This window comes from Lentibacillus salicampi (assembly GCF_004565465.1).
GTDB classification, from domain to species: domain Bacteria; phylum Bacillota; class Bacilli; order Bacillales; family Amphibacillaceae; genus Lentibacillus; species Lentibacillus salicampi.
In genome coordinates this window covers 1-12,599 of sequence record NZ_SRHY01000032.1, presented here as the reverse complement: position 1 = coordinate 12,599, position 12,599 = coordinate 1, and the positions used below count along the sequence as shown (strand labels likewise).

Here is a 12,599-nt window from a genome sequence, read left to right as displayed (position 1 = left end):
TGCAATATTCAGATTGAAAAGATAGCCATGAGACTTTTTTATTTATGGTACGGTTCATGCCTTATAATCCGAAACGCCCGGTACACCTGCTCCAAGAGAATCATCCGCATCATCTGGTGGGGAAACGTCAGCTTGGAAAACGACAGTGCGAAATCGCTGCGTTTCTGCACTTCCTCGCTTATCCCGATCGAACCGCCGATGATGAATGCGATTTTGCTGTTGCCATAGGTCGTAAGTTCGTCCAATTTGACAGCGAATTTTTCCGAGGTCAGCATTTTCCCGCTGATCTCCAGCGTGATGACATACGTGTCCCGGCCTATGTTGGACAAGATCCGCTCGCCTTCTTTTCGTTTCACTTCCCGCATTTCGGCTTCACTCATGTTTTCCGGGGCCTTTTCACCAGCAAGTTCCACGATTCGAACTTTTGCATAAGGGCTGAGCCGCTTCAAGTATTCCTCAATGCCCTGTTTCAGGTATTTTTCTTTCAGCTTTCCGACGGCGATTATGGAGATATTCATAGGCAGTCAACCTCTTTCGTTCATTTTTTCCAGTTTAACAAAAATAGAGGCATATTTCCCTATATTCAAGATGACAAATGCAGTCATTATAACCTGCGTAATGAATTTTGACCCGTTTCATCATTCGACATTCATCCGCCATTTCCTCTTTCTTTGAAAAATTTAGATCACATTTCTGCATTTACTGGTATAATAGACCCAAACTAAGAAAGGAAGTGGGACATGCTCTACAAACCGCGAACGAAACCTGCTGAGCTGCAAATACTGAGTGCATTGAACACGCGGATGACTTTGTCTACAAAAGACAGGCAGCATTTTTTTAATTTGAGCAAGGGCTATGAAGGCGAGGTAAAATTTGACGCATTGACGGAGAAGCTTCAGTGTGACTGCTACATATTAAATGACCTATTGCTGCAGGCAAATAACGCGACTTTTCAAATTGACACGCTGATTATCACAGCAAAGACGATTTACATTTATGAAGTAAAAAACCATGAAGGGGAGTATTATTACGAAAGTGAAAAATTATTCAAACTGCCGCAATACGAAATTGTCAATCCGCTGCACCAATCAGGAAGAAGCGAATCATTGCTCCGACAGTTACTCCTCAAGCATAAAGTTAGCCTTCCGATTGAAGCTTCCGTCGTTTTTATCAACCCGGAATTTACGTTATATCAAGCCCCTCTCGATAAACCGATTATTTTACCGACCCAAGTCAAAAAGCACCTCAGTCAATTAAATTCAATCCCGTCAGCGCTAAATGAAAAGCACAAGCGGCTCGCGGACAAATTATGCGCGCTTCATATTCAGGAATCGCCGTATCAGAAGTTGCCAAGCTATACTTATGAAGAGCTTCGAAAAGGTATTCCTTGCTTGAAATGTCATTCTCTTTCAACTGTAGTAGAAGGGCACAAACTGGAGTGCCGGGAGTGCTGTCATAAAGAGGCCCTTGCGAATACCATTATGCGGGCTGTTAAGGAGTTTATGCTTCTATTTCCGAAACATAAAATCACCACGCGTGCTATTCATGACTGGTGCCGCATCGTTTATTCGCATAGGCGTATCCAGAAAGTATTAAATCAACATTTTACAAGAGTGGGGTCGAACCGGTGGATATATTATAAGTAAACCTTTTATGGCTGTTGAATCTTTCAATCACAATCGGGTTTTTGTTGTGAAGCAGCTGCTGTCAATGCAGTTTTCACATTGCTTCCCAGTATTTTGGAGTCGAGATCTCTTCTCGATGCACTTTTGGGGCTTCCTCCCCCGTGAAAACGACCCGAGATGCGCTCTCGATGCACTTTTGGGGCTTCCTCCCCCGTGAAATCGACTCGAGTACCGCTCTCGATGCACTTTTGGGGCTTCCTCCCCCGTGAAATCGACTCGAGATGCGCTCTCGATGCACTTTTGGGGCTTCTTCCTCCGTGAAAACGACCCGAGATGCGCTCTCGATGCACTTTTGGGGATTCTTCCTCCGTGAAAACGACCCGAGATGCGCTCTCGATACACTTTTGGGGCTTCCTCCTCCGTGAAAACGACCCGAGATAAGTCTCGGGCTTAAAACACAATTCAGGCCTTAAACCATGCGTTCAAGGCCTGCTAAAGTTCTGACCACAGGATTTCCGGCACGGCACATAGCGTCAACTATATGCAGTATCAACCGGGCACCGTGATCGTGCCATTATTGGCTTAATCTCGACGGGTGTCACTGTCCGCCTTTTTCTGATTCACATACCACATTAGCGGCTGGTCGGATCCCTTCACCAGCTTATAAACATACGATGAGGTCAAGTTATAGCTGTCTTCAATCTTATCGGCGAGATAGCTGCTCCGCTCAAACAGGATGGAACGGAATTCGCTGATTTGCCGATGGACTTTTTCCATCAGAGCTTCCTGATTTTCCAGCCGGCCAAGTACATCCGCCTGCGTCCTGTCCTGACCGGCCAGGTACTCGGACATTTGCCGGTTCAAGTCGGCAAGCTCATTCATCTGCTGCATCATCTCTTGGTTAGCCGACTCGTATGCTGTTAGACGCGCCATAATCTTTTCGCTTGATTCATTCAGTGACGCAACCTTGTCTGCCACGTCCTTTTTCATCGTGTCTTCATGCTCAATGATATGCTGCAGCTTCTGATTATTCCCGTCAAGTTTGGCAAGCCACGCCATCGCCTGACGTTCAAATGTTTCGTGCTCATGCTCGCGTTCTTTCAATGCCGTCAACTGATCACCAACCGTTTTCCATTGGTTTGCGTTGGCGTGCTGCTGGCGATGATGGATTGTTTGTAGTTCGTGAAATGCATTGGACAGCGTTTGATTGATTTCTTTTTGTTCATTGATCATTTCGGAAAAGTTATCTTTATGGTAGTACCCCTGATTGGGTTCCAGAATTTGGTTGTTATTTTTAAAGACATTGGGGTGTTCGTTATTGTTGATGAAAAGCCCCACGTGATCACATCCCTCATTGCTGGTTGATATATTTTATGCGAATGAGGCTGGATGCGGGACAAATGACCATAAACGAGGATTTTGTTTGATACGGGGTGTCAAAACTTAATCGTACCTCACCTTAAGTGCTTTAAAGTCAATCGTCAACCCGGTTTCAAGCATGGATTCCAATCCCAGTAAACCATCAAAACCATATATATCCTGTACCATGCCAAGTTGTATATTAAAGTCGTTTAACGATCAATGGTCAACACTTAATTTGTTTACTTTTTGCTGAGTACAAACTCCCCCTTCTCCTCCGACACCATACATTTTAGTAGGTATGCCATTTATAAAATCAATAACTACCTTTCATATGCTGCCTCTAATCCCTGAAAAAAACTACTCCATAATTTCTACTTTTTCATTGGACGTGTGCAGAATATAAAGATCTTTTTTTAGGACTTTGTTTATGAAGATTTTTATATTCCCGATGCTTCCAGATTATCACGGAAATCATTTATAACAGCCATTTCCTGTATTGTTCTAAGACTATTTTCAGATGAAGACTCTACCGCCTCGACCAGTACAATTTGGTTTGGAAAGTTTTGACGGACCTCAGACCACTTCATCATAACCCCCTTTTCTCTTTTTCCTTTACTTTAGATAGACAACCCAAACCAGCGTGTAACGTATTTGATGAAAAGACAAGCATGGACCCGGAAAGCCCACGCTTATCTTTTTTACCCCCCCTACAAAAACTTTCGCTGCATTTTCTCTCCATTATACATAAACATCACCCGCTTATCTTCCACAACCGTCTCCAAGTAGACATTCCGTCCCCATAATTGATACACATACGGCAGGACATTTTCCAGATAATGCAGATCGAGTTCGGTGCCTTCATAACCATGCTTTAAGTACAGCTCGCCATTTCGCATATAGTCGCCGTTTTCGACTGTGATATATGGAAAGCCCCCATTCACACGTTGCAAGACGAGCTGATCACGCACATTTTCATAATCTTTATCCGTAATCGTGTAGTCACTGCCTTGTTTCTCAAACAGATACATGTCTTCCCGGTTCACGAGGTCCTTGGTTAAATAATTGCGGATAAACGACTGATCCGATTCAATTTCCCGCACATCAAAGATTTTTTCCCGACCTGACCCCGGTTCAGCCCCCAGCTTCTTCATCTCTTCAGTCGGGTTATTATACCGCTCTTCAATGTCCTCATATATTTTCAGCCCCAGGTAGTACGGATTTATTTGCTGTTTGGATGGCTGCACGACGCTTGCATTCAGTGAGGCGAATTCAACGACTTCATCTGACGTCAAGTTCATCTCCCTTAAAATCCGCTGATGCCAGTATGACGCCCAGCCTTCATTCATAATTTTCGTTTCCAGTTGCGGCCAGAAGTAAAGCATTTCCTCGCGCATCATCGTTAAAATATCCCGCTGCCAATCCTCCAGTTCACGGCTGTTTTCCTCGATAAACAGCAGCAAATCCTTTTCCGGAATCGGCGGAAATTTCTTTTGACGTTTTTGAACAAGGATTGGCTGTTTATCCCCCGCCCGAGGTTTATCCAGATCCCATAAATCATCATACGGTGTTTTGTCAGCGGGCCGGTCTTCCTCACCTACTAAATCAGCTTCTGCATATTCGGATAATTTTGGCCGGGTAAGCGATGGATCGATATGTTCCTGAATGGACAGGACAGCATCGAGAAAGTGCTCCACTTCGTCGCGCCCATAGATCATCTCATAGCTTTCAATCCGCTCAGCTGTTGCTGTCATGCTTTCCACCATATCACGTCTTGTGTTGGCAAAGCGGGCACTGTTTTTGAAAAAATCACAATGAGCCAGCACATGCGCCACAATCAGCTTATTCTGGATCAGACTGTTCGTATCAAGCAGAAAGGCGTAGCATGGGTTGGAATTGATGACAAGCTCATAAATTTGGCTCAGTCCGAGGTCATAATGCAGTTTCATTTTATGGAATTGTTTCCCGAAGCTCCAATGAGAAAATCGTGTTGGCATGCCATATGCGCCAAACGTATAAATGATATCAGCCGGGCATACTTCATACCGCATCGGGTAAAAGTCAAGGCCAAATCCGGTCGCTATTTCCGTGATTTCATCAATCGCCCTGTTCAGCGTTTGTGTCTCCGTCAAAATGATCCCTCCAAGTGTTCTTTTTATAGTTTATGACACCGGAGTGAAATTTTGACTCATTAGCAGAGATGGATTTTGTGGGCTGATTATCTGAGGCCGAACATCTTGAGGATTTGAAAGATGATGGACCCTGCATTAATGTGGGTTAATAGGAACGATGACTTCCATATTGTCTTTCCCCACTCTGTTTTTATAAACGTCAAAGGGCAAATAAAAATCGTCGGGTGGATTGCCGGCAATGGTGGTAAACGTTCCATTTTCATACATCACAAAGTAACTTTTTTCAAGATCAACCGCTTCATCCTGAAGTTCTGCTTTGAAATCGTTCATTTCCTGTTCAGTCAGTGGTCTATTCAGGATACGCCGGCCATCGTTTTCCCGTTTCTTCCCTTTACTGACCAGATAAAACATGCCATGACCTTTATATTCCGTTTCGTTATAAGGTGTCACATCGCCCACCGTATAATCAATCGTTTTGTAATACGTATAGCCACACCGGAAACACCAGATGAATCGTTCGCCGGTTTTGTAATAATCGTCTTCTGTAGCAGAACAACCGCAATGCGGACAAGCTATTGACTGACAAATTGATCCCATAAAAATTCTCTCCTTTATACTGAATATGAATGTTTCATTTGGAAAAATAAATGATGCGAAAACGGTGGGAATTAAAGTGGCTATTGTCTGGAAAACTGCAAAGAAAGATGGGGGTTGTTTATATTTTACGATAATTCATAAAATTGTCAAGTAGTATTTTTCCCTGCCATGCAGGAAATTAAAGCGTTTCCAATTTATCGGTTTAGTTAAAAATATTCAGTATTCTTGTTTTTATTGTCTATTTCGTGTAAAATAATACTATTACATTAAAGTTTCAGTGCAATCTTTATAAAAAGGAGATGACCTATGAGTACGATTGAAGCAACGTTAAATTCCAAAAAGCAACAGGCCAAACAATATGTCAAAGATGTCTATCATGCCACTGAACAGCGTAATCCTCACGAAACTGAATTTCTGCAGGCTGTTAAAGAAATAGTCGACTCCCTCATCCCGGTATTAGCCCGCCAGCCGCAATACATGGAATCCGGCATACTTGAACGACTTCTGGAACCGGAAAAGGTAGTTTCGTTCCGCGTCCCCTGGGTGGATGATCATGGGAGGGTTCAGGTTAACCGCGGGTATCGAGTCCAATTTAACAGTGCACTTGGCCCATACAAAGGCGGTTTACGCTTCCATCCAACCGTCAATCAAAGTATCGTTAAATTCCTGGGGTTTGAACAAATTTTTAAAAACTCCCTGACTGGACAGCTGATCGGCGGGGGAAAAGGTGGGTCAGACTTCGATCCAAAAGGCAAATCAGACATGGAAGTGATGCGGTTCTGTCAAAGTTTCATGTCAGAACTTTACCAGCATATTGGACCTGACACCGATGTTCCAGCTGGTGACGTCGGTGTCAGCGCAAGAGAAATTGGCTATCTGTTCGGACAGTATAAAAAACTCCGCGGTCAATTTGAAGCCGGGGTATTGACCGGAAAAGGGCTCGAATATGGGGGTAGTCTGGCACGTACGGAAGCAACCGGTTATGGACTCGTTTATTTCGTGCGGGAAATGCTGCAGGATAAAGGGCTCGACTTTAACGGCAAAACTGTCGTCGTATCCGGCTCCGGCAATGTGTCCATCTATGCGATCGAAAAAGCAATGGAATTCGGTGCAAGAGTTGTCGCATGCAGTGATTCCGACGGCTGTATTTATGATGAAAACGGCATTAACCTGGATACAGTGAAAAAACTGAAAGAAACCGGTAATGAGCGGATCAGCGCCTATACCGAGAAACATCCAAATGCCCAGTATCTGGAGGATTGCACCCAAATCTGGACGATCCCATGTGATATCGCCTTACCGTGTGCAACCCAGAATGAGATTGACGAAAAAACCGCCAAAACATTGCTTAACAATGGCGTTAAAGCGGTTGGTGAAGGGGCCAACATGCCTTCCACTCTAGAAGCTGTGAATGTGTTTGTTGACCAAGACATCCTTTTCGCTCCTGCAAAGGCTGCCAATGCCGGTGGTGTCGCTGTTTCCGCATTGGAAATGGCCCAAAACGGCAGTAAGCATATGTGGTCATTTGAAGAAGTTGATACCAGGCTGCAGGAAATTATGAAGGGCATTTACCAAAACAGTATACAAGCTGCGTCAGATTATGGCACACCGGACAATCTCGTGGCCGGTGCCAACATCGCCGGGTTTATGAAAGTAGCCGATGCGATGATCGCACAGGGTGTTATTTAAGGTTAAGGCTGTCTCATTATTGAGCCAGTCTTTTTTTGTTTTGCCGACTTCTGCAGCATAGCATGTTCAGTAAAAATTACCACGATTCCTTTGTGCATGATTATCGTGATTGCGCGAATTCTATGGGCAAGGAGGGATGATCATGGAACTGCGGTTTTTAACGGTTGAGGAGTTCAATGACTTATTACAGCGGTGGAATGGTGAGACCATCAAAATCTCCAAGCATGAACTGGATGATTTGGACCAAACATTAATGACACTCCAGGATATAACGTACGAGCGCAACACACGCCGGCTTGATGATTATGAGCCGATGCACGCACTACAGCTGAATGGAACAGGTACGACTGAGACCGATGCCGATGACGCCCAGCCATTGCCGTCATCTGTATATGAAATTCCACTTGAAGACAACTCGTTGTATGAATTTGATGGTCAACAGTTTTTGCTGAGCACCTCCCGCGGGGTGTATAAGATTGAGAAGGAATAGGGATAGAAACTTCTTTCGCCAAGAATGAGCCAGGCTGGGCATGGAATGGTAAGGAATACTTCTCTCCGCCGAAATGCCTCCGGGAAGTGAATGAAACGGCAGATAGAGCGCTTCTCTCCGACAAAACACCTCCGACTTGCGGGGGGAACGGCAGAAAATTCGCTCCTTTTGAGGTCATAAGTTTTAAAAGGGCGTCTTATAGCAAACAAACGTAAATTCGCGGCACACAGAAAAACCCCCGCAGTACGGAGGTTTTAAACGGTTGCTGTTTGTTTCCGAAAAAAAGTTCTCAGTGCATGATAAACGTCTTCTTTTCCCTTTAAAATATAATGGCGGAATTTCGGGTTTTCAAATTCCCGATAAGCGCGCATCAGCGTTGACTGACGCTGATACATGTTCACCTCCGCATAGCCGAACATATTGGAAACATCCATAATTTCGTTCACAAGCCTAAGGCATCTTGGGTTATCTGATGTGATATTTTCCCCATCGGAAAAGTGGAACGGATAAATGTTATAACGTGTCGGACTGTATTCGTTCGCGATCAGTTCCAAAGCTTTGTCATAGGCGGAGGAACAAATGGTACCGCCGCTTTCGCCTTTTGAAAAGAATGCTTCCTCACTGACGACTTTTGCTTCGGTATGATGGGCAATAAAGGCAATTTCAACACTTTCATATTTTGAACGTAAAAACTTCATCATCCAGAAAAAGAAACTTCTGGCCAGGTATTTTTCAAAATTCCCCATCGATGCACTCGTATCCATCATGGCAAGGATGACAGCTCGGGATTCCGGCTTCACAACGTCATTCCACGTCTTGAAGCGCAGATCATCATTATAAATAGGTGTGATTTGCGGTTTCCCTTTGATGGCATTCCGTTTTAACGCGGTCAGGATCGTCCGTTTCTTATCAACGTTTCCCATGAGACCTTTTTTACGGACATCATTGAATTCGATTTTTTCGGTGTTAACTTCCGCTTCTTCTTTTTGTTTCAGATCAGGTAGTTCAAGCTCTTTGAATAAAGCTTCCTCGAGTTCCGCCATCGACACTTCTGCTTCATAATAGTCATTTCCCGGCGCATCACCTGCTTTTTTCCCATTGCCGGACCCCTTACCGCTGTTCGGGGCGCGTGCGATGACATCACCGACTTCGCTATCGCCGTCCCCCTGCCCAACATGTTTGGATTTATCATGGTTATAACGGATTTTGTACTCATCCAATGAACGGATCGGGATTTTGATGACATCCCGGCCGTTTGACATGATAATGTTTTCTTCACTGATTAAATCAGGTAAGTTTTGGTGGATCGCGTCCTTTACCTTATCCATGTGACGCTTCTGATCCTGATAACCTTTCCGGTGGAGGGACCAATCTTCCTGTGAGACAGTGAAACTTCTATCTTCTTCCTGCACATCTTCCCCTCCCTTATGCTTTTAATCAGTTTATGCGAGCTTAACCATACAAGTTATTAAAGGTTGAACAAAATAGACTCTATCCTAAAAGATTGTTGACTCAAAATCCATAAACTGCGACGTAAGTCAATAGTTGAGTGGAATGACACCGCTACGGAAATACACTTGGTGCTCGTCGTGTTGCAAGTGATTGCGGGAAGCAGCACTCCTCGCAACTCGCAGCTAACTCGGCGGATGTTTTGCTCGTCGCAGTTCATATCAACTACGCAATTTACGAAACGAGCTAAAAATAACAAGAGCCGATGATCATCAGTCTTGTTATTTTTATCGTTTATTTATCGGTTCAACAGACTCCCAACATAACGCAGCAGATCATTGGCGGATACTGAATTATAGCCATATTCATCAATGAGACGGGCGATCACTTCATTGATTTTCTTCAGCTGCGACTCATCCGGCGTCTGTGATGATGTCGTGATTTTGACGACATCCTTCAGGTCGGCAAACAGCTTTTTCTGAATCGCTTCACGCAAACGCTCATGGGAATTATAATCAAATCGCTTTCCTTTCCGGGCATAAGCGGAAATACGGATCAGAATTTCCTCTCTGAACGCTTTTTTCGCATTTTCCGAAATGCCGATCTGCTCTTCAATCGAGCGCATCAACTTTTCATCCGGGTTCATTTCTTCCCCAGTCAATGGATCGCGCAGTTTCGTTTTATTGCAGTAAGCTTCCACATTGTCGAGATAATTATCGAGCAATGTTTTAGCAGATTCTTCATACGAATAGACAAACGCTTTCTGGACTTCTTTTTTAGCAATTTCATCATACTCCCGCCGGGCAACAGCAATATAATTCAAATAACGTTCCTTGTCTTCCTCTGCAATCGACGGATGCTGCTCAAGTCCCTCCTTCAGGGAACGCAGCACATCGAGCGCATTGATCGAGGACACCTCTTTACGGATGATGGTTGAGGAGATCCGGTTGATAACGTAACGTGGATCAATGCCACGCATCCCTTCATCCGGATATTCCTTCTGCAGTTCGTCGACATCCACCTGATTATATCCTTCAACACTGTCACCATCATAAAGGCGCATTTTTTTGATCAGATCAACGCTTTGCTTTTTTGACTCCTCAAGCCGTGTTAAAATTGAAAAAATCGCCGCCACTCTCAGAGCATGTGGCGCAATATGCACATGAGCCATATCACTTTCATTGATCATTTTTTGATATATGCGTTCTTCTTCACTCACCTTCAGATTATACGGAATCGGCATAACGATAATCCGGGACTGCAGCGCCTCATTTTTCTGATTGGCAATGAATGACCGGTATTCCGCTTCGTTAGTATGCGCAACAATCAATTCATCCGCAGAGATTAAAGCAAACCTGCCTGCTTTAAAATTGCCTTCCTGTGTGAGGGACAGCAGGTGCCAGAGAAATTTTTCATCACACTTCAACATTTCCTGAAATTCCATCATGCCACGGTTAGCTTTGTTCAGTTCCCCATCAAACCGATAAGCGCGCGGGTCGGATTCGGACCCGAATTCCGCAATCGTGGAAAAGTCAATGCTCCCGGTCAAATCAGCAATATCCTGTGATTTCGGGTCGGACGGACTGAATGTGCCAATACCAGTCCGCTTATCCTCGGACAAAAAGATACGTTCCACCATTACATCTTCAATCCGCCCGTCATATTCCGTTTCCAGCCGCATCGCATTTAACGGCGACAGACTCCCCTCAATACGGATGCCATAGTCGTCATAAAAATCCTCCCGCAAATGCTTTGGAATCAGATGAAGCGGATCCTCGTGCATCGGGCAGCCTTTAATCGCATACACTGCACCCTCATCTGTCCGGGAGTATTGCTCCAGCCCGCGCTTCAGCATGGTCACAATCGTGGATTTTCCCCCGCTGACCGGGCCCATCAACAACAAAATCCGCTTCCGGACATCTAGCCGTTTGGCCGCCGGATGAAAGTATTCCTCCACCAGCTTTTCAATCGCATCCTCCAGCCCAAATATCTCTTCCCCGAAAAAATTGTACATTTTCCGGCCGTCTTTTTCGGTTAATCCGGAACTTTTTATCATATTGTAAACGCGTGAATGGGCTGTTTGCGCAACTTCCGGTCTTTCTTTTACAATTTCCAGGTACTCGGCAAAAGTCCCTTCCCACTTAAGGCGCTGTTCTTCCTCACGATGATCCTTCACTTTATTGAGTATATTCATGTTATTCCTCCATCCAGTGGCTGATTAATACAGCCTATGCATGGAGACTTTTTAAGATACCGACTGTTAAAAGAGCAGCTAAATGTTTTTTATTTGTCTGAGCGCAGTAAAAATGAACGATAATCCAGCTTTAAAACAGTTATTTAGCTTTAAGTCCAATTATGTACTATTTTTATTTTTAAACAGTACCCTCTATAAAGTTTGATAGTTAATAGGGTAAATTTTTCAATAAATTTAATGTGTAACTTTAACCCTGGTTACACACTTTATATGTTTCAAAAGCACCGCACAACACTGTTCCTATGCTTTTGTTTAGCTACTTACGTTACGTCAAATCAAAGTAAAACGAAGGCAAGTGGGAAAAAAGAGTTGTTTTTCTTCCACTTACCTTATTTTAACGACTAATTCTACCCTTCTTAGCATTCAATATACACTATATCTGAAATCGTGCCAAATATCTTTCCTTGCATAATAAGTCCCTCCAGCTTCAACTCCTACGGAAAATCCAGCCGCTTCGAAACTTGCTGAGGCTGATGCATCAATAGCTACTTCAATAGTAGCATTCCCATCAACTTCGACCTCGGTAGCGGGCCAGCTTCCAGAAGTAGAAATAGCACCAGACTGGGTGTTTTCTAATGTATGACCACCAGATGAAGTAGTCCACCAAGTATCTCGCACCTCATTAATTTGGCGGAAACTTCCCGTACTATAAATATAAAGCTTTGCATACAATGTACTTCTAAGCTCATTGCTCGGACCCTCAGCTTTTGTACTACTTACATTCTTAAGGCTGTAATCGGAAATACCATAATCCGCCAAAGGATTATTTTCGTTATTTTGTTTTTCTTCTTCCACTTTAAAGTCCTGAAGAAACTTTCCGGTATCCTTATCAAATACCTCAACTAAACCAACAGCATCACTAGTAGATTCTTTCACAGTTGTATATGGCAAAATAAAAGTACATAATTCGGCAGCCTAAAAGTACACAACTGCCGTTTATAAAAAAAGAGCCTTGCCAGTCATCCCTAAATCTAATAACCTCCTACATGTAAGTTCCAAAAACA

11 protein-coding genes are annotated in these 12,599 nt (G+C 43.9%); 3 read left to right on the top strand and 8 right to left on the bottom strand.

From position 1 onward, the window contains the following. Nucleotides 1-38: 38 nt before the first annotated feature. Nucleotides 39-518: a 23S rRNA (pseudouridine(1915)-N(3))-methyltransferase RlmH gene (gene rlmH / locus E4U82_RS14680; protein WP_135110909.1), complete on the bottom strand. Its 480-nt coding sequence runs from the start codon at nucleotides 516-518 to the stop codon at nucleotides 39-41. A 222-nt stretch (nucleotides 519-740) separates the two neighbouring features. On the opposite strand from rlmH, the gene E4U82_RS14675 reads away from it, so the two are divergent. Beyond that, nucleotides 741-1,646 carry a nuclease-related domain-containing protein gene (locus E4U82_RS14675; RefSeq protein ID WP_135110908.1) on the top strand — a complete coding sequence of 302 codons (906 nt, stop codon included), beginning with the start codon at nucleotides 741-743 and terminating at the stop codon, nucleotides 1,644-1,646. 561 nt (nucleotides 1,647-2,207) lie between these two features. Here E4U82_RS14675 and E4U82_RS14670 read toward each other — a convergent pair. The 4 genes from E4U82_RS14670 to E4U82_RS14655 all read right to left on the bottom strand — a co-directional run bounded on the left by E4U82_RS14670 (nucleotide 2,208) and on the right by E4U82_RS14655 (nucleotide 5,713). Next, complete coding sequence (locus tag E4U82_RS14670) at nucleotides 2,208-2,963, bottom strand: RNA polymerase-associated RTF1 family protein (protein WP_135110907.1); 756 nt, start codon at nucleotides 2,961-2,963, stop codon at nucleotides 2,208-2,210. Between the two features lie 461 nt (nucleotides 2,964-3,424). After that, nucleotides 3,425-3,574 carry a hypothetical protein gene (locus E4U82_RS14665; RefSeq protein WP_245183600.1) on the bottom strand — a complete coding sequence of 50 codons (150 nt, stop codon included), beginning with the start codon at nucleotides 3,572-3,574 and terminating at the stop codon, nucleotides 3,425-3,427. A 120-nt stretch (nucleotides 3,575-3,694) separates the two neighbouring features. Further along, nucleotides 3,695-5,116, bottom strand: coding sequence for a SpoVR family protein (locus tag E4U82_RS14660; RefSeq protein ID WP_425339530.1), 1,422 nt, complete (start codon nucleotides 5,114-5,116; stop codon nucleotides 3,695-3,697). A gap of 135 nt (nucleotides 5,117-5,251) precedes the next feature. Then, entirely contained in the window at nucleotides 5,252-5,713 is a 462-nt protein-coding gene (locus tag E4U82_RS14655; protein WP_135110905.1) for a hypothetical protein, read from the bottom strand. Between the two features lie 306 nt (nucleotides 5,714-6,019). Between E4U82_RS14655 and gdhA the strand changes: the two genes are divergently transcribed. Then, on the top strand, nucleotides 6,020-7,402 hold the full coding sequence (gene gdhA / locus E4U82_RS14650; RefSeq protein ID WP_135110904.1) for an NADP-specific glutamate dehydrogenase: 1,383 nt from the start codon (nucleotides 6,020-6,022) through the stop codon (nucleotides 7,400-7,402). A gap of 142 nt (nucleotides 7,403-7,544) precedes the next feature. After that, nucleotides 7,545-7,892 (top strand): protein YmzB, encoded by a 348-nt coding sequence (gene ymzB / locus E4U82_RS14645; protein WP_135110903.1) that lies wholly within the window; start codon nucleotides 7,545-7,547, stop codon nucleotides 7,890-7,892. A 254-nt stretch (nucleotides 7,893-8,146) separates the two neighbouring features. On the opposite strand, the gene yhbH is transcribed toward ymzB, so the two are convergent. The 3 genes from yhbH to E4U82_RS14630 all read right to left on the bottom strand — a co-directional run bounded on the left by yhbH (nucleotide 8,147) and on the right by E4U82_RS14630 (nucleotide 12,471). Beyond that, nucleotides 8,147-9,304 (bottom strand): sporulation protein YhbH, encoded by a 1,158-nt coding sequence (yhbH, locus tag E4U82_RS14640; RefSeq protein WP_135110902.1) that lies wholly within the window; start codon nucleotides 9,302-9,304, stop codon nucleotides 8,147-8,149. Between the two features lie 335 nt (nucleotides 9,305-9,639). After that, nucleotides 9,640-11,535 carry a PrkA family serine protein kinase gene (locus E4U82_RS14635; RefSeq protein ID WP_135110901.1) on the bottom strand — a complete coding sequence of 632 codons (1,896 nt, stop codon included), beginning with the start codon at nucleotides 11,533-11,535 and terminating at the stop codon, nucleotides 9,640-9,642. Between the two features lie 423 nt (nucleotides 11,536-11,958). Next, on the bottom strand, nucleotides 11,959-12,471 hold the full coding sequence (locus E4U82_RS14630) for a hypothetical protein (protein ID WP_167751439.1): 513 nt from the start codon (nucleotides 12,469-12,471) through the stop codon (nucleotides 11,959-11,961). Between the last annotated feature and the right edge of the window lie 128 nt (nucleotides 12,472-12,599).